A 17,676-nucleotide genomic window follows, 5' to 3' on the forward strand; every position below is an offset into this window, starting at 1 on the left:
CCTGGGCGGCGGCGCGACCCGGCGCGTCGAGGAGGCCCGCCGCCGCCGCCGCGCAGGCCTCCGCCGACCCCGCCGCGAGCGCGGCCCCGGCCGCCACCGCCTCGGCGTAGGCGGGGCCCTCGGCCACCACCGCCGGAATGCCCGCGGCCGCGTACTCGACGAGCTTGGTGTCCGCCTTGACGGCGTTGAACGGCGTCGGCCGGAGCGGCGCCAGGCCGACCGCCCAGCCGAGCCCCCGCATCGCGTCGAGGAAGGCGTCGTAATCGGCCACCGGCGGCCGCCGGGACACCCGGCCCGGGAACGCCTCCGCCAGCGCGGGCGGCATCGCGACGGTGCCGAAGGTCTCGAACCGCAGGTCCGCGCGGGCCCGCATCAGCGCCAGGACCGCCGGGACCCAGGCGGCGAGGTCGGCCTCGTGCCCGCTCGTGCCCATGTAGCCGATCGCGGGCGGGCGCCGGGGCGCGTAATCGGCGAACGGCTCGTGCGCCGCGCAGTAGACCGCGCCGTACACCGCGGGCGCGGGATACCCCGCCCGGCCGAGGCGCAGGTGCAGCGCCCGGGTCGAGGCGTAGATCAGGTCGGCCCCGCGGCAGGCCGCGTGCAGGCTGCCGCGGCGGGCGGGCGCGCCGTGCCGGGCGGCCTTCGCGGGCCCGAGCTCGTCGGGGACCTGGAACAGGTCGTCGTCGAGGTGGACGACGACCGGGCAGGCCGCCCGCGCGGCCTCCCGCAGCACCGGCCCGACGAGGGGACCGGCGAAGCGCGACATCACGACGGCGTCGGGCGCCAGGACCTCCATCAGGGTCCGCAACCCGGCCCCGGCGGCGCCCGGCGGCAGCACCCGCAGGGCGGCCTCGTCGAGGCAGGCGAACCGGACCTCGCGGCGGGCCCGCGCGGCCCGCAGCGGGCGCTCGAACGAGATCCGCCAGGTCGCGCCGGGCCCGTCGGCGAGGCACAGGATCGTCGTCGCCCCGGGCCGCGCGGGATCGAGCGTCAGGAACGGCAGGTCCGCACGCAGCTGCGCCCCGAAAGCGTCCTCGTCCATGCTCCCTCGTCTCTTCCGCCGCGTCTCGGGCCCGGGCGCCGGCCGGGGCGGGGCCGGCGCCCGTTGCCGTTGGGGCATGCCACCGCAGGGGGTAGCGCCGCCGCGCAGGGTTGAACACCCCTCCGGCCGGGAAAAACCGCGCGCGTGCCGCCCGGCCCGGACCTCGCGGGAGCGGCGGGAGCGCGGGTGTGCCGCAAAAGCCCCGCCCCCCGGGGATGCGGGGCTGCGTGGTCCGCCGGCGGTTCCCGTCCGTGGGAGTTTGTCCTAGACAAGGCCGCCTCGGGCGCGGGCACGGTCGATGAGCCATCGATTCCCGCGCGCGGCTCGCGCGGTGCGAGGCCCGGTGACGAGGCGACCGGCGCCGCGGGACGTGTCCGCAATGACGTGCATCCTCGGTCTCGCGAAACGGACGCCCGCGCGGCGCCGGCACCGCCCGGCTGCGCGGGCGCGATCGTCGCTGCTCGACTGTTCCATCCAAGGTTGCGACTGCGACCTGCTTTACGGGAAGCTCAGTGCCGGCCGTGCACGGGCCCCGCCTGATCGGCAATGCCACGCGCTGCGTGCTGGACATCCGGCCAGAATACATCTAGGATGTTCTCGTTTAAACCATATTACGTCAATTCGTCAAGTGTAGTCTTGACCTGGGGCGGGCGGAGATGAAGATCAGTTTTTCAAAGTCACTATTGAGGCGCTTTGCAGGCAGGAATTATTTGATCGTCGAGTCGGCATTTGATCGCGCATGGTACCTCGGCGCCTATCCGGACGTTGCCGAGACCGGGTTGGATCCGGTTGAGCATTATCTCGAATGGGGCGCCGCGAAGGGGCGACGCCCGACGGCCCTGTTCGACGCCGAGTGGTATCTACGTACCTACCCGGATGCACGCGAAGATGGTAGGCTTCCGTTTCTGCACTTCATGCAGAAGGGCGCGCGAGCCGGATGCAGACCCAACCCGCTGTTCGACGTCGACTGGTACGTGACCGAGCACGGGCTGGACGAGAACCAGCGCAGGAACCCCGTCGGGCATTACCTCTCGGAGGTGCGCAGCCGGACCCTGCGGACCTCAGCCATGTTCGACGCGGCGTGGTACCTCGCGCAGTACCGGCATGTGATCCACGATGGGCTCGATCCGCTGTCGCACTACCTCACCATCGGTGAACCCGCCGGCCACGGGCCGAACCCGCTCTTCGACGCCCACTGGTACGCGGACCGCTACGGCATCCCCGGGGGCGCCGCGGCGGCGTTCGCGGATTACCGCGACCACGCCGGCAGCCGGAGCCCGCACCCGCTCTTCGATGCGCCCTGGTACCTGAGCGTCTACCCGGAGGTGGCGCAGTCGGGGATGGACCCGCTCGCCCACTACCTGACCGAGGGCGCCCGCCGGGGCTACAACCCCCATCCGCTGTTCGACACCGCCTACTACCTGGCCCAGGGCGGCGGGCAGGCGCCGCGGGAGCACGAGACGCCCCTCGTCGACTACCTCGCCGACGGGCGCAACTGGAGCAGGCCCACCCACCCCCTGTTCCACGGCGGCTGGTACCTGCAGCACAACGGCGACGTCGCCGCCCACGGGATCAACCCGCTGCGCCACTTCGTGCAGTCGGGGTTCCGGGAGGGGCGCGACCCCTGCGCGCTGTTCCGGACCGCGTGGTACGCCGAGCGCTACCCGGACGTGCCGGCGTCGGGGCGCAACCCCCTCGTCGACTACGTGACCGGCGGGGCCTACGCGGGCCGCGACCCGAACGTCATCTTCGACAGCGACTGGTACCTGCTCCACAACGGCGACGTCGCCGACGCCAAGCTCGATCCCCTGTCGCACTACGTCACGTCGGGCTGGCGGGAGGGGCGCAACCCGAGCGCCCTGTTCGACGGCGCCTGGTACCAGGCCCGCTACCCCGAGACCAACCGGCCCGACATCGACCCGCTCGAGCACTACCTCACCATGGGGATGGCGGCCGGGTATCTCATCCGGCCGGCCGACCGCCTCACGCACGATTGCGACGCGCTCGACATCCCGTTCGAGATCCTGCGCTCGCCCGCGAGCCTGGTCGACCGCGAGGTCTGCCTCCTCGTCACCTACGCGGGCGACGGCCGCGTCGCCGACCACGTCCTGAGCCAGGTCAAGGCGCTGCGCCAGGCCGGGCTCGCGGTGGTGCTGGTCGTCGTCACGGAGGGCCTGAACGAGCCGCTCGCGCCGGTGCTCGACCGGGTCGACGGCCTCCTGGTCCGGCTGAACCACGGCTGGGACTTCGCCGCCTGGGCGACGGCCCTCGCGGCCTTCCCGGACGTCTGGCAGGCCCGCCTCCTGATCCTGGCCAACGACAGCCTCTACGGCCCGACGAGCCAGGAGCAGCTCTGCGCCATCCTGGACGCGGTCCGCGCGAGCGACAAGGACCTGGTGGCTCTGTGCGACAGCCATCAGGTCAAGCGCCACCTGATGAGCTTCTTCACCGCCGTCACGCCGGCCGGGCTGAAACAGAAGGCGCTGCGGGACTTCTGGAACGGGGTCCGCAGCAACCGCGACAAGCAGACCGTCATCAACGAGTACGAGGTCCGCTCGATCGAGCGCTGGGAGCACCTCGGCATCCGCTACGAGGTGCTGTTCCCGGACGAGCCGACGGAGAGCCCGCCGCTCAACCCGACCCTGCACGGCTGGCGCGACCTCCTGGTGCGGGGCTTCCCCTTCGTGAAGGCGCAACTCCTGCGCGAGCGCCCGCACCAGATCGAGATCGACGGCTGGGAGGAGGCCTTCGGCGGCAACCCGGGCCTCGTGCCCGAGATCGAGGCGCATCTCGCCCTGCGCCGCCGGCACGCGGTCGTGCCGATGCGGCCGGTCCCGAGCCCCAAGCAGCGCTTCGTCCAGGGCGACGCGCTCAAGACCTATTACGGCGCCACGACGAGTTGCCGGCCCGCCGAGGAGGTCGACCTCGCCCTTGAGGTGCCGTTCCGCCCCGTCGGCGGCGAGGCGCTCGCGCTGCCCGAGCGCGTGGCCGTGGTCGCGCACGTGTTCTACCCGGATTTCTGCGCCGACCTCGCGGCGCACCTGCGCCACATCCCGGTCCCGGCCGATCTCTTCGTCTCGACCGACACCGAGGCGAAGAAGCAGGAGATCCTGGACGCCCTCGCCGGCTACGCCAACGGCGCGCTCGAGATCCGGGTGCTGCCGAACATCGGCCGCGACATCGCCCCGATGCTCGTCGGCTTCCGCGACGTGTTCGCGCGCTACGACGTCTTCCTGCACCTGCACTCGAAGAAGTCGCCGCACGATCCCGTCTTCGCGCCCTGGCGCGACTACCTGCTCGCCAACATCCTCGGCTGCGACGCGACGGTGCGCTCGATCCTGCACCTGCTCACGGCCGAGGACGTCGGGATCGTCTTCTCGCAGCATTTCGGGCCGGTGCGGCACCTGCTGAACTTCGGCTACAACTTCGAGCGGATGAAGGACCTGCTCGCCCGCTGCGGCGTGGCGCTGTCGAAGGACCTCGTGCTCGAGTTCCCGTCGAGCTCGTTCTTCTGGGGACGCAGCGCCGCGCTCGCCCCCCTGCTGGACCTCGGCCTCGACTGGTCGGATTTCCCCGCGGAGGCCGGGCAGGTCGACGGCACCATCGCGCACGCGATCGAGCGCTCGCTGCTCTACGTGACCGAGCGGGCGGGCCTGCGCTGGGCCAAGGTGGCGCAGGCCGGCCGGGTGCCGGTCGAGACGCTGGTCCCGGTCCAGGGCGCCGCCGACGCGGCGCTGGCCCTCGCCCGCGTGCACCGGCCGCTCCTGCGCAACCGCATCCCGCGGCCCAAGGAGGCGCACCTCGTCTCGGAGATCAACCCGATCGCCACCCGGCGCGACCGCAGCGAGCGGCCCCGCCTCAACCTCCTGATCCCGACGCTCCAGCCCGCCAAGACCTTCGGCGGCCTGACCACGGCGATCCGCCTGTTCGAGGAGCTCGCCGCGGCGTTCGGCGACGCGGTCGACCTGCGCATCGTCAGCGTCTCCGAGCGGATCGACCTGAACTCGATGCTGCGCTTCCCGGGCTACCGCCTGCTCCCGATCTCGACCGCGAGCGACGCTCTGCCGAAAGTCGTACTCGACGCGAGCGAGCGCCAGCGCGGCTACCTCACGGTGCGCCGCAACGACGTCTTCGTGGCGACGGCCTGGTGGACCGCCCACAACGCCTACCAGTTCCAGGACGACCAGGCGATGCTGCACGGGCGCAAGCAGCCGGTCGTCTACCTGATCCAGGACCACGAGCCGGACTTCTACGGCTGGTCGTCGCAGTACGGGCAGGCCCAGCGCACCTATGCCCGGCCGGACGACACCGTCGCGCTCCTGAACTCGGAGGAGCTCGCCAACTTCCACCGCCACCGCTACGGCCTCGGCGAGGCCCGGGTGGTGCCGTTCCAGCTCAACGCCTCGATCGGCGCCGCCCTGTCGCCGCGGCCGCGCGAGCGCATCATCCTGGTCTACGGCCGGCCCGGCACGGCGCGGAACTGCTTCGGCCTGCTCTGCCGGGCCCTCGGCCTGTGGCAGCGCGCGGAGCCGGTGGAGGCCGACCGCTGGCGCATCGTCTCGGCCGGCGAGGATTTCGACCCGGTGGCGGTCTCCCAGGTCCGCAACCTCGAGGTCCGCGGCAAGCTCTCCCTGGCGGAGTACGGCGAGATGCTGAGCAAGGCCGCGGTCGGCGTCTCCCTGATGGCCTCGCCGCACCCGAGCTACCCGCCCCTGGAGATGGCCTACGCGGGCCTGCGCACGGTGACGAACGCCTTCGAGGAGAAGGACCTGTCGAAGCGCTCGCCGAACATCCTCTCGGTCCCGAGCCTGGACGCCGAGGAGATCGCCGCGGCGCTGGCCGAGGCCGTGCGGGCGGCCTCCCCGACGATCGGCACGATCGTGCCCGAGACCCCGCTCGCCACGATCCCGTGCGCGATCCCGCCCTACGATCCGGCCGAGCTCGCCGGGCGGATCCGGAACCTGTTCAGCTAGCGGGCGCGGCGGTCCGCGGGCGCGCCGGCCGGCGGGTTCAGTCCCCGTCCGGCCGGAACACGTAGCCGAGGCCCCGCACGGTCTTGATGAAGCGCGGGTTGGCGGGGTCGGGCTCGACCTTCTTGCGGATGCGGTTGATGCGCACGTCGATCGCCCGGTCGAAGGCGTCGGGGTCGCGGGCGTCGGCGATGTCGAGCAGGCGCTCGCGCGTCAGCACCCGCTTCGGGTTGTCCAGGAACGCCTTGAGCAGCGCGTATTCCGAGCGCGTCAGGATCTGCTCGGTGCCCGCCTCGTCGCGCAGGCGCAGGGTCTCGGTGTCGACGATCATGCGGCCGAAGCGGAACCCGCCTTCAGGGCGCGCCGCGCCGGCGGCCGGCTCGGCCGCCGGCCGGGCCTGGGCGGCCCGCCGCAGCACGGAGCGGACCCGGGCCACGAGCTCGCGCAGCTCGCAGGGCTTGGGCAGGTAGTCGTCGGCGCCGAGCTCCAGGCCCACCACCCGGTCGATCGGGCTCGCGGTGGCGGTCAGCATGATGATCGGGATCGTGCTGCGCGATTTGAGGTCGCGCACGATCGAGAGCCCGTCCTCCTCCGGCATGTTGAGGTCGAGGACGATCAGGTCCGGCGTCACCTCGGCGAGGCGTCGCCGCAGGGAGGCGCCGCCGTCGCACAGGCTGACCTCGAAGCCGTGCATCCGCAGGTAATCGCCCACCATCGCGCGGGCGTCGGCCTCGTCGTCGACCACGAAGATCTGCTGCGGGCTGCCCGTCATGGCGCCGTCGGCACCCGGGCGAGCGGGCCGTTCCCGGGGATCGTGGATCTCCGCCTCACCATCGACTCGCGATCTCGAGCACGCGACCGTCGCCACCCGTCGGACGGTGCGCGACCGACAATGCCGCGGCGAGGACGAACAGTCCATCAGTCGCGCGGCGGATTCGGCCGTCATCCCGGCCCTTTGCGGGCGCGGGAACCGTCACGGGGCCGGTGCGCCGCGGGCGCGCGCGCCGCGGCCGGCGCCTTACTGCGCCAGCACCCTGGCGAGGCGCTCGGCGATCCGCTCGCGCGAGGTGCGCGAGAGCGCGCCGGGCGCCTCGGCCTCGATCAGGGCGGCGATCTGCGCCCGGCTCGGGCCCCGCGGCCGCGAGTCCTGGAGCAGGGTGCGCAAGTCCTCGAGGTCGCCGCGCCAGGGCGCCTCGTCCCGGCCCGGGGCCGCCGCGTCGCGGTGACGTGCCTGGATTGCGTGGAGCATGGTCGCTCTCCCTGTCCGAGCCGATCGGTGGCAACAAGCGCGGCGGTTCTTAGGTCGCCCGTGTTGCATGGTGATTTCGTCCTGATCGCTCCCGTCCGGGATGTGCTCTCGCGCACAAGACGTCTCCTTGCCGACCTGCGGTTCCTTGTCCCGGCCGGCCGAATCGCCAAGATGCGGCCCGGTCCTCCGGGCCGCGCCGTCGCGACGTTTCCCGGCCGGCGGGCCGCCGCAGCTTGTTCCCCGCGGACGAGATCGCCAGGATGCGGGCGCGAGCTTGAGAAGTACCTGCGATGGACGGTCCATGAGCGACGACGACATTCTGTTCCTGGCCGACGACGAGCCCGCCGCGGCGACGGATGCCGCCGTCTGGACGGTCGTGGTGGTGGACGACGACCCGGCGGTGCACGAGGGAACCCGCTTCGCGCTCTCGGGCTACGCCCTCGACGGCGCCCGGCTCGAGATCCTGTCGGCCCACTCGGCCGCCGAGGCGCGCGCCCTGCTCACCTCGCGGCGCGAGATCGCCGTGATCCTGCTCGACGTGGTGATGGAGACGGAGGATGCCGGCCTGCGCCTCGTCGACTTCATCCGGCGCGAGCTGAAGGACGAGACCGTCCGGATCATCCTGCGCACGGGCCAGCCCGGCCAGGCGCCCGAGCGCCGGGTCATCGTCGACTACGACATCAACGACTACAAGGCGAAGACCGAGCTCACGGCCGACAAGCTGTTCACCAGCCTCACGGCGGCGCTGCGGGCCTACCAGCAGCTCAAGCGCCTGGAGGAGACCCGGCGGGGCCTCGAGATCATCATCGACGCCGCCCCGATGCTCCTCGACTACAAGTCGATGCAGCGCCTGGCGGAGGGCGTGCTGACGCAGGTGGCCTCGCTGCTCAACGTCGCCTGCGCGGGCATCCTGGTGCTGCGGGAGAATGCCGGGCCGCAGGACGCCGTCTGCGTGCTGGCGGGCTCGGGCTGCTACCAGCACCTCGTCTCCCGCGATCCGCCCCACCCCCTCGACGAGGAGGTCCGGGCGATCGTCGCCCAGGCCTTCGCGGAGCGGCGCCACACCTTCGGCGACCAGTGGTCGACGCTCTACGTCCACACCGCCAGCGGCAGCGAGATCGTCGCCCTCCTGAAGGCCGACCGCTCGCTCTCCGAGACCGACCGGGCGCTGATCGCGCTGTTCACGTCGCGGCTCTCGATCGCCTTCGACAACGTGATCCTGTACGAGCAATTGCAGCGGGCCAATGTCGGCCTGGAGCAGCGGGTGGTGGAGCGCACCGCCGAGCTGATGCGGGCCAACCGCCGGCTCGCCATGCAGCGCTCGGACCTGCGCCGCGCCAACCAGCTCAAGACCGAGATCCTCGGCACCGTCGCGCACGACCTGAAGAACCCGCTCGCGGTGATCATGGGCCGGGCCGAGATGCTGGGCGACCTCGTCGGCAGCCCGCCCCGGCCCGTGGAGGCGATGCAGGCGCAGATCGGGCACATCCGCGACTCCGCCCGGCGCCTCACCACCATGATCGAGAGCCTGATCGCCGACGCGATGAACGACGCGCTCGACATCTCGCTGCGCCGCGAGCCGGTGGATTTCGCCGCCCTCGCCCGCGAGGTGTCGCAGGCCAACGGGCCCCTCGCCGACCTGAAGCGGCAGACCCTGCGCTCCGAGATCCCCGACAGCCTCTACCTCTGCGGCGACGGCGAGCGCCTGCGGGAGGCCATGGACAACCTGATCTCCAACGCGATCAAGTACTCCCCGGCCGGCGCCGAGATCGTCGTCACGGTCGCGCAGGACGCGCAGGACACCGTCTACGCGGTGCGGGATTTCGGCCCCGGCCTCTCGCCCGAGGATACCGGGCGCCTGTTCGGCCGCTTCCAGCGCCTCTCGGCCAAGCCCACGGGCGGCGAGGGCTCGACGGGGCTTGGCCTCTCGATCGTCAAGCGCATCGCCGAACTGCACGGCGGCCGCGCCACCGCCGACAGCCACGCCCCGAACCCGGGCTCGACCTTCGCGATCCGGCTGCCGAACAGCGCCGTCGAGGTGATGTGAGCGCGCCGGCCGCGGGACCGGCTCCCCGCACCCTACCCGGCGTCGCTCGCCCCGAGCCCGCTCTCCTGCGGGTCCGTCACGGCGTCCGGGATCGGGCTCTTCGCCCGGGGCACGTCCGTCAGCGCCGTCACGACCAGCGGATCGAGGCCGTGATCGGCGCGGCCGGCCTGGGCGCCGAGCTGGTCGCGCATCCGCGGGGTCCAGAACGCCACGATGTGCTTGTGGATGCCCGCCACCGCCTCGTCCTCCGGATAGGACCGGAAGAAGGCGGCGATCTGGTTGGCCATGCGGACGAGCTTCTGGTTGGGGTCGGCGGCGCTCATGACGGGGCGGTGGCTCTCCAGGCTCAGGCGGGGGCGAGGCGGTCGCGCCCCGTGAAGACCGTGACCGTGTCGTGGCGGGCGATGGCCGCCAGGGTGAGGCCGTGCAGGCGCGCGCGCTCGACCGCGAGCGAGGTCGGGGCCGAGATCGCCACCAGCACCGCGGCGCCGTAGCGCGCCGCCTTCTCGACCATCTCGAAGGAGCAGCGGCTGGTGATGACGAGGAAGCCCTGGTCGGGCGGCGTGCCCGCCCGCATCAGCGCCCCGATCAGCTTGTCGAGGGCGTTGTGGCGGCCGACATCCTCCCGCACGGCGCCGATGGCGCCGTCGAGCCCCGCCCAGGCGGCGGCGTGCACCGCCCGGGTCTCCTGGTTGAGGACCTGGAGGTCGCCGAGGGCGTCGAGCGCCCGCGCGAGGGCCGCGGGCGCCACCCGCACCCCTGCGGCCGCCCGCGGCTCGGCCCGCGGGATGTCCTTCAGGTCGTCGATCCCGCAGACGCCGCAGCCGGTGCGGCCGCTGAGCGCCCGCTTGCGGGCGAGGTGCTCGCGCAGGCGCCCGGGCGCGAGGTCGACGAGCAGCCGCAACCCGCCCTCCCCGGGCTCGATTGCGGCGCCCCGGATCTCCCCGGCATCCTCCACGAGGCCCTCCGTCAGGCTGAAGCCGTACGCGAAGTCGACGAGGTCGGCTGGCGTCGTCATCATCACGGCGTAGGGCACGCTGCCGTAGACGAGGTTCACCGGCATCTCGACGGCGAGCGGGCGCGTGCCCGCCCGGTCCCCGGGCTCGGCGTAGGCGATCACCCGGGTGGCCGCCGGGACGCTGGTCCCGGCCGCCGCGCCGCTACTCGGCGGCATCGAGGGCCTGGGCGATGCGGGTGAGGGAGATGTCTTCCTCATAGAACCGGGCCTGCCAATCGGATGGCCGGTTGGTACGCCGAACCTGCACCGCCGTCACCTTGTACTCGGGGCAGTTGGTGGCCCAGTCGGAGTAGTCGGTGGTGATGACGTTGGCGCCGGTCTTGGCGTGGTGGAAGGTGGTGTAGACGATGCCGGGCTGCATCCGCTCGGTGACCCGGGCCTTGAGGGCGATGTCGCCCGACCGGCTCTCCAGGGCGACGAGGTCGCCGTCGACGATGCCGCGGGTCTCGGCGTCGAAGGGGTGGATCTCGAGGACGTCCTCCGGGTGCCAGAGCGAGTTCTCGGTGCGCCGGGTCTGCGCCCCCACATTGTACTGCGACAGGATGCGCCCGGTGGTGAGGACGAGCGGGAACTTCCAGGTCGTGCGCTCGTCGGTCGGCACGAACTCGGTGATCATGAACCGGCCGAGGCCGCGCACGAAGCGGTCGACGTGCATCATCGGGGTGCCGAGGGGCGCCGCCTCGTTGCAGGGCCACTGGATCGAGCCCAGCGCCTCGAGCTTCGCGTAGGACACGCCGGAGAAGCTCGGGGTCAGGGCGGCGATCTCGTCCATGATCTCGGAGGGGTGGGTGTAGCGCATCGGGTAGCCGAGCGCATTCGAGAGCAGCACCGTGCCCTCCCAGTCCCCGTAGCCGCCGAGGGGCGGCATCACCTTGCGCACGCGGCTGATGCGCCGCTCGGCGTTCGTGAAGGTGCCGTCCTTCTCCAGGAACGAGGCGCCGGGCAGGAAGACGTGGGCGTACTTCGCCGTCTCGTTGAGGAAGAGGTCCTGGACGACGATGCACTCCATCGCCCGCAGGCCCGCCGTGACGTGGTGCGTGTCGGGGTCGGACTGGGCGATGTCCTCGCCCTGGATGTAGAGGCCCTTGAAGGTGCCTGCGACGGCCTCGTCCAGCATGTTGGTGATGCGCAGCCCCGGCTCGGCCGCGAGCTTGGCGCCCCAGAGCGCCTCGAAGGTCTCCCGGGTGGCGTCGTCCGAGACGTGGCGGTAGCCCGTGAGCTCGTGCGGGAACGAGCCCATGTCGCAGGAGCCCTGCACGTTGTTCTGGCCGCGCAGCGGGTTCACGCCCGCGCCGGGCTTGCCGATGTTGCCGGTCGCCATGGCGAGGTTCGCCATGCCCATCACCATCGTGGAGCCCTGGCTGTGCTCGGTGACGCCGAGGCCGTAGTAGATCGCGCCCGCGCCCCCGGTCGCGTAGAGGCGGGCCGCCGCCCGCACCTCGGCCGGGTCGCAGCCGGTGATCTCCGCGACCGCCTCGGGCGCGTGGCGGGGGTCCGCGATGAAGCGGGCCCAGCCCTCGAAATCGTGCAGGTCGCAGCGGGCGCGCACGTAGGCCTCGTCCACCAGGCCCTCGGTGACGACGACGTGGGCGAGGGCGTTGACGAGCGCCACGTTGGCGCCGGGCCGCACCGGCAGGTGGTGGGCGGCCCGGATGTGGGGCGACTTCACGAGGTCGATCCGGCGCGGGTCGGCCACGATGAGCCTGGCGCCCTGGCGCAGGCGCTTCTTCATGCGCGAGCCGAAGACCGGGTGGCCGTCGGTCGGGTTCGCGCCGATGACCAGGATCACGTCCGCCTGCTCGACGGACTTGAAGTCCTGCGTGCCGGCCGAGGTGCCGAGCGTGCTCATCAGCCCGTAGCCGGTGGGCGAGTGGCAGACGCGCGCGCAGGTGTCGACGTTGTTGTTGCCGAAGGCCGCCCGCACGAGCTTCTGGACGAGGTAGGCCTCCTCGTTGGTGCAGCGCGACGAGGTGATGCCGCCGACCGAGTCGCGGCCGTGCTCCGCCTGGATGCGCCTGAACGCGGAGGCCGCGTGCGCGATCGCCTCCTCCCAGGTCACCTCCCGCCAGGGATCGGTGATCCGGTCGCGCACCATCGGGGTCGTGATGCGGTCCTTGTGGGTGGCGTACCCGTAGGCGAAGCGGCCCTTGACGCAGGAATGGCCCTCGTTCGCCCGGCCCTCCCGGGAGGGCACCATGCGCACCACCCGGTCGCCCTGCATCTCGGCCTTGAACGAGCAGCCGACGCCGCAATACGCGCAGGTCGTGATCGCCGCGTGCTCGGGCTGGCCCATGGCGACGACGGACTTCTCCTGGAGCGTCGCGGTCGGGCAGGCCTGCACGCAGGCGCCGCAGGAGACGCACTCGGAGTTGAAGAAGTCGGTCGGCCCCGCCGCCACCCGCGAGTCGAAGCCCCTTCCCGCGATGGTGAGCGCGAAGGTGCCCTGCACCTCCTCGCAGGCCCGGACGCAGCGGTTGCAGACGATGCACTTCGAGGGATCGTAGGCGAAGTACGGGTTCGAGTCGTCCGTCGGCAGGTACAGCTCGGAGTTCTTGCTGACGTGGTTGGCGCCGTCGGCGCCGTAGCGCACCGCGCGCAGGCCCACGGTGCCGGCCTGGGTCTGGAGCTCGCAATCGCCGTTGGCCGAGCAGGTCAGGCAGTCGAGGGGGTGGTCGGAGATGTAGAGCTCCATCACGCCTTTGCGCAGGCGCGCGAGCCGGTCCGACTGGGTGTGCACCACCATGCCGTCCTCGGCCGGCGTGGTGCAGGAGGCCGGCGTCCCGCGCCGCCCGTCGATCTCCACGAGGCAGAGGCGGCAGGAGCCGAAGGGCTCGAGCGAGTCGGTGGCGCAGAGCTTCGGGATCTGCGTGCCGGCCCGCATCGCCGCCGCCATCACGGAGGTGCCGGCCGGCACCGTCACGCGGCTGCCGTCGACCGTCAGCGTCACGCTCGTCGGCGAAACGCGGATCGGCGTGCCGTAATCGACGTCCTTGATCAGGGGCAAGGGTGCCTCCTCACTCGGCCGCCAGCGGCATCGCTGCGCCGCGGCCGGAAAAATCGTCCGGGAAATGGGTGAGCGCGCTCATCACCGGCACGGGGGTCAGCCCGCCCATGGCGCAGAGCGAGCCGTCGGTCATGACCTCGCAGAGGTCGGTCAAGAGCGCGAGGTTCTCCCGCGGCGATTCGCCGGCCAGCACCTTGTCGAGGGTCTCGACGCCCCGGACCGCGCCGATGCGGCAGGGCGTGCACTTGCCGCAGGATTCCGCGGCGCAGAACTCGAAGGCGAAGCGCGCTTGGCGGGCGAGGTCGACGGTGTCGTCGAACACCACGACGCCGCCGTGCCCGAGGAGCCCCTTGCGGGCCGCGAAGGCCTCGTAGTCCATCGGCGTGTCGAACAGCGCCTCGGGGAAGTAGGCGCCGAGGGGCCCGCCCACCTGCGCGGCCCGCACGGGCCGGCCCGAGAGGGTGCCGCCGCCGAACTCCTCGATCACCGCGCGCAGCGTCAGGCCGAAGGCGGTCTCGATCAGGCCGCCGTGCCGGACGTTGCCGGCGAGCTGGATCGGCAGGGTGCCGAGGGAGCGGCCCATGCCGTAGGCGGCGTAGGCCGAACCGCCGTGCTCCAGGATCCACGGGATCGCCGCGAAGGACAGCACGTTGTTGACGAGGGTCGGCTGCCCGAACAGGCCCTTGAGGGCCGGGATCGGCGGCTTGGCCCGGACGATCCCGCGCCGGCCCTCGAGGCTCTCGAGGAGCGAGGTCTCCTCGCCGCAGATGTAGGCGCCGGCCCCCAGGCGCGCCTCGAGGTGGAAGGCCTGGCCCGAGCCCATCACGTCCGGCCCGAGGAGGCCCGCGCCCTCGGCCGCCGCGATGGCCTCGTTCAGGGCCGCGAAGGCGTGCGGGTACTCGGAGCGGCAGTAGATGTAGCCCCGCGCGGCGCCGACCGCGAGGGCCGCGATGGTCATGCCCTCGACGAGGGTGAGGGGGTCGCCCTCCATCAGCATCCGGTCGGCGAAGGTCCCTGAATCGCCCTCGTCGGCGTTGCAGACCACGTATTTGCGCGGCGCCTGCGCGCCCATCACGGTGGCCCACTTGACGCCGGTCGGGAAGCCGGCGCCGCCCCGCCCGCGCAGGCCCGAGGCCTTGACCGCCTCGACCGTGGCGGCCGGGCCGAGGCGCAGCGCCGCCGCGAGCCCGCGGTAGCCCCCTTGCGCCCGGTACTCCGCCACGCTGACCGGGTCGATGACGCCGCAGCGGGCGAAGGTCAGGCGCTGCTGGCGCGCGAGGTAGGGGTGCGCCTCGGGCGGCCCGATCCGCAGTGCGTGTGCGCCGCCCGCCAGGAACCCGGCCTCGAACAGCGGCCCGACGTCGTCCGGCCGCACCGGGCCGTAGGCGATGCGGCCCGCGTCGGTCGCCACCTCGACCATCGGCTCGAGCCAGAGCATCCCGCGCGAGCCCGTGCGCACGATGCGGATGTCGAGGCCGCGCTCCCGCGCCGCCCGGGCGACGGCCGCGGCGACCCGCTCCGCCCCGAGGGCGAGGGCGGCCGCGTCGCGGGGGATGAAGACCGTGACGCTCACGGCCTCGGCTCCGCCAGCGCGTCCTCGAGCGCCGCGAGGTCGAGGCGCCCGACCGGCACGCCGTCGACCAGGGCCGCCGGCCCGCAGGCGCAGAGCCCGAGGCAGAAGACCGGCTCGACCGTCACCGCGCCGTCGCGCGTGGTGCCGTGCCAGGCGACGTCGAGGCGGGCCAGGATGCCGGCGTGGAGCGCGTCCGCGCCGACGGCCTGGCAGGCCTCCGCCCGGCAGAGCTTCACGGTGCGGCGGCCGGCAGGCTCCCGGCGGAAGTCGTGGTAGAACGTGATGCAGCCGTGAACCTCGGCCCGCGAGAGGTTGAGGGCGTCCGCGATCAGCGGCACGGCCTCGCCGTCGACGTACCCGAACGTCTCCTGGAGCGCGTGCAGGATCGGCAGGGTCGCGCCCTCCCGGTGCGCGTGGTCGGCGATGATCCCGGCCGCCCGCGAGGCGCTCCAGGGCTCCTGTCCCAACATGGTTTTTCCGCCCGAGACCGTTGTCGTTCTAAGCTGGAGCCTGGGGAGTCCGGGACCGGGAATCAATCGCGCGGATCGGTGGGACGACAAGGGATTTTTGTCGAAACGGCGTGGTGCGACGCGAAAGGCGGGACGATGCGCGGCCGCCCCGGCCTCACAGGGCCGCCACCTCGGCGGCGAGGGCCGGGGCGATCGCCCGCGCCTCGGCCAGGAAGGCCGCCACCAGCGGGGTCATGGGATCGCGCTCGGGCACCACCAGCCCGATCGTGTGGCTGACGTCCGGGTCGGTGATCGGCACGGCCCGCACCTTCTCGGTCAGCCGGAAGGTCTCCGCGAGGGCGGCCGGCATGATGCTCGCCCACTTGGCGGTCCGCACGTGGGTGACGAGGACGATCATCGAGTTCGACTCGAGGAGCGGCGCCGGCTCGGCCCCGGCGGCCCGCAACTGCCGGTCGATGATGCGGCGGTTCTGCATGTTCGGCGTGAGCAGGCAGAGCGGGATACGGCCGACCTCGGCCCAGGTCACGCGCTCCCGGCCGCCGTAGATGCCGTCGGCCGCGGTGAGCAGACGGTACTGCTCGCGGTAGAGCGGCAGGGTCGTGACCCGCCCGAGGGGCTCGTTCTCGAGGTAGGTCAGGCCGGCATCGAGCTCGAGGTTGGCGATCTGGCGCCCGATCTCGTGCGAGGTCGAGGACTGCACCGTGAAGCGCACGGCGGGGTGGCGGGCCCGGAACGGCGTCGTCAGCGCCGCCACCATCGGGGTCGCAGTCGGGACCGCGGCCATGCGCAGCATGCCCGAGAGGCCGCGCCTCAGGGCCGCCACCTCCTGGCGCATGGCCCGGGTGTCGCCGACGATGCGCCGCGCCCAGTCGAGCACGCGCTCGCCCTCCGGGGTGAAGCCCTGGAAGCGCGAGCCGCGCTGGACCAGCAGCACGCCGAGCCGCTCCTCGAGCTGCTTCACGCCGGCCGAGAGCGTCTGCTGCGAGACGCCGCACGCGAGGGCGGCGCGGCCGAAATGCTGCTCGCGGGCGAGGGCGAGGATGAATTCGAGGCGTTCGATCATGGCCGGGCCGCGGCGCCGGTCCGCCGGCGCCTCTGTGCGGAATCATTCGAGCCTCCGGACGAATGTCCAGTGCCCGCAGGCGGATCCGGGCGCGGATGCGACGCCAACGCCGTTGCGCTTGCGTCCTCGTTGTGGTGAGAGACGCCGACCGACCGGGTCTCGGCCGGGTCTCGTGTCGACTGGATCTCGGGCGGTCCGGCGGCCGGCCGGCTCAAGCGGCGCCGGGACGTGACGCGGCTCCGCCACGCGGAGCGCGCACGGGCCGGCGAGCCGCCTCTTTGGGAGCATCGAGGGCATCATGGGGATGGCGAGGGCGCAACATCGGCCGGCGAGCCGGGGGGTCTGGGGGCGCGCCGCGGGGCTGGCGGCGGCCGGCCTCGCGATCGCCGGCCTCCTGGGCGGCGCGACGGCCGCGAGCGCGGCGGGCATCGGCCAGCCGGTGCCGTGGCAGATGGACCTGCAGCAGCCCGTGACCGAGGTGGCGACGGAGATCTACAATTTCCACCACCTGTTGAACTGGATCATGCTGGTCATCGTCCTGTTCGTGCTGGGGCTCCTGATCTACTGCATCGTGCGCTTCAACGAGCGCGCCCAGCCGACGCCGTCGCGCACCACCCACAACACCACGCTCGAGGTGGCCTGGACCATCGTCCCGGTGCTGATCCTGGTGGCGATCGCGATCCCGTCCTTCCGGGTGCTGCGCACGCAGCTCTCCGACCCCAGGGCCGACCTGATGGTCAAGGTCATCGGCCACGCCTGGTACTGGTCCTACGAGTACCCGGAGGACGTCGGCGGCTTCAAGTTCGACGCCAACCTGCTCGAGGGCGAGGACCAGGTGAAGTCCGGCCAGCCGAAGCTCCTCGCCACCGACAACGAGGTGGTGGTGCCGGTGAACAAGATCGTGAAGGTCCAGGTCACCGCCGCCGACGTGCTGCATTCCTGGGCCCTGCCGTCCTTCGGCTTCAAGATCGACGCGATCCCGGGCCGCCTGAACCAGTTCTGGTTCAAGGCGGAGCGCGAGGGCACCTATCACGGCCAGTGCTCGGAGCTCTGCGGCCAGCGCCACGCCTACATGCCGATCACCGTGAAGGTGGTGAGCCAGGAGGCGTTCCAGGCCTGGACCGCCGAGGCGAAGACCAAGTTCGCCCGCACCGACGGGGCGTCCCGGTTCGCGGACGCGCGCTGAAGGAGCGCGCCCGCAAAGCGCGGCCGGGCTCCCGCCGGGCCGCTTCACCCCTTG

The 17,676-nt window shown here is 72.4% G+C and carries 12 protein-coding genes; 3 read left to right on the forward strand and 9 right to left on the reverse strand.

The annotated features are described in order from the left end of the window. Positions 1-1,042: glycosyltransferase family protein (locus DT057_RS13480; RefSeq protein ID WP_128562621.1), on the reverse strand; the 1,042-nt coding region annotated here is incomplete at its 3' end. Positions 1,043-1,821: 779 nt separating this feature from the next. Here DT057_RS13480 and DT057_RS13485 point away from each other — a divergent pair. Beyond that, complete coding sequence (locus DT057_RS13485) at positions 1,822-6,015, forward strand: rhamnosyltransferase WsaF family glycosyltransferase (RefSeq protein ID WP_162501397.1); 4,194 nt, start codon at positions 1,822-1,824, stop codon at positions 6,013-6,015. A gap of 37 nt (positions 6,016-6,052) precedes the next feature. On the opposite strand, the gene DT057_RS13490 is transcribed toward DT057_RS13485, so the two are convergent. Both DT057_RS13490 and DT057_RS13495 read right to left on the reverse strand, forming a co-directional pair. Continuing rightward, positions 6,053-6,784 (reverse strand): response regulator, encoded by a 732-nt coding sequence (locus tag DT057_RS13490; protein ID WP_128562623.1) that lies wholly within the window; start codon positions 6,782-6,784, stop codon positions 6,053-6,055. Between the two features lie 246 nt (positions 6,785-7,030). After that, entirely contained in the window at positions 7,031-7,261 is a 231-nt protein-coding gene (locus DT057_RS13495; protein WP_128562624.1) for a hypothetical protein, read from the reverse strand. 301 nt (positions 7,262-7,562) lie between these two features. On the opposite strand from DT057_RS13495, the gene DT057_RS13500 reads away from it, so the two are divergent. Next, the gene (locus tag DT057_RS13500) at positions 7,563-9,308 is read left to right on the forward strand and encodes an ATP-binding response regulator (protein ID WP_128562625.1); all 1,746 of its coding nucleotides are present in this window, start codon (positions 7,563-7,565) and stop codon (positions 9,306-9,308) included. 32 nt (positions 9,309-9,340) lie between these two features. On the opposite strand, the gene DT057_RS13505 is transcribed toward DT057_RS13500, so the two are convergent. The 6 genes from DT057_RS13505 to DT057_RS13530 form a co-directional block, all read right to left on the reverse strand. Then, positions 9,341-9,631 carry a formate dehydrogenase subunit delta gene (locus DT057_RS13505; RefSeq protein WP_128562626.1) on the reverse strand — a complete coding sequence of 97 codons (291 nt, stop codon included), beginning with the start codon at positions 9,629-9,631 and terminating at the stop codon, positions 9,341-9,343. Between the two features lie 23 nt (positions 9,632-9,654). After that, a complete protein-coding gene (fdhD, locus tag DT057_RS13510; RefSeq protein ID WP_128562627.1) occupies positions 9,655-10,482 on the reverse strand; it encodes a formate dehydrogenase accessory sulfurtransferase FdhD in 828 nt (275 codons plus the stop codon). After that, positions 10,469-13,330, reverse strand: coding sequence for a formate dehydrogenase subunit alpha (gene fdhF / locus DT057_RS13515; RefSeq protein WP_128562628.1), 2,862 nt, complete (start codon positions 13,328-13,330; stop codon positions 10,469-10,471). The genes fdhD and fdhF overlap by 14 nt, the downstream gene beginning before the upstream one ends. Positions 13,331-13,340: 10 nt before the next feature. Continuing rightward, positions 13,341-14,903: a formate dehydrogenase beta subunit gene (locus DT057_RS13520; protein ID WP_128562629.1), complete on the reverse strand. Its 1,563-nt coding sequence runs from the start codon at positions 14,901-14,903 to the stop codon at positions 13,341-13,343. Continuing rightward, a complete protein-coding gene (locus tag DT057_RS13525) occupies positions 14,900-15,373 on the reverse strand; it encodes a formate dehydrogenase subunit gamma (protein ID WP_128562630.1) in 474 nt (157 codons plus the stop codon). Before DT057_RS13525 ends, DT057_RS13520 begins: the two co-directional genes overlap by 4 nt. Positions 15,374-15,527: 154 nt before the next feature. Then, a complete protein-coding gene (locus DT057_RS13530; RefSeq protein WP_128562631.1) occupies positions 15,528-16,436 on the reverse strand; it encodes a LysR family transcriptional regulator in 909 nt (302 codons plus the stop codon). 298 nt (positions 16,437-16,734) lie between these two features. Between DT057_RS13530 and coxB the strand changes: the two genes are divergently transcribed. Continuing rightward, positions 16,735-17,622: a cytochrome c oxidase subunit II gene (coxB, locus tag DT057_RS13535; RefSeq protein WP_128562632.1), complete on the forward strand. Its 888-nt coding sequence runs from the start codon at positions 16,735-16,737 to the stop codon at positions 17,620-17,622. The last annotated feature ends 54 nt before the right edge of the window (positions 17,623-17,676 follow it).

Source organism: Methylobacterium crusticola (assembly GCF_003574465.1).
Taxonomy (GTDB): Bacteria; Pseudomonadota; Alphaproteobacteria; order Rhizobiales; family Beijerinckiaceae; genus Methylobacterium; species Methylobacterium crusticola.

Excerpts from the sequence above, each read along its gene's own strand:
- DT057_RS13525 (WP_128562630.1), bottom strand. The coding sequence starts at position 15,373 with ATGTTGGGACAGGAGCCCTGGAGCGCCTCGCGGGCGGCCGGGATCATC.
- DT057_RS13490 (WP_128562623.1), bottom strand. The coding sequence starts at position 6,784 with ATGACGGGCAGCCCGCAGCAGATCTTCGTGGTCGACGACGAGGCCGAC.
- coxB (WP_128562632.1), top strand. The coding sequence starts at position 16,735 with ATGGGGATGGCGAGGGCGCAACATCGGCCGGCGAGCCGGGGGGTCTGG.
- DT057_RS13500 (WP_128562625.1), top strand. The coding sequence starts at position 7,563 with ATGAGCGACGACGACATTCTGTTCCTGGCCGACGACGAGCCCGCCGCG.
- DT057_RS13530 (WP_128562631.1), bottom strand. The coding sequence starts at position 16,436 with ATGATCGAACGCCTCGAATTCATCCTCGCCCTCGCCCGCGAGCAGCAT.
- DT057_RS13495 (WP_128562624.1), bottom strand. The coding sequence starts at position 7,261 with ATGCTCCACGCAATCCAGGCACGTCACCGCGACGCGGCGGCCCCGGGC.
- DT057_RS13505 (WP_128562626.1), bottom strand. The coding sequence starts at position 9,631 with ATGAGCGCCGCCGACCCCAACCAGAAGCTCGTCCGCATGGCCAACCAG.
- fdhD (WP_128562627.1), bottom strand. The coding sequence starts at position 10,482 with ATGCCGCCGAGTAGCGGCGCGGCGGCCGGGACCAGCGTCCCGGCGGCC.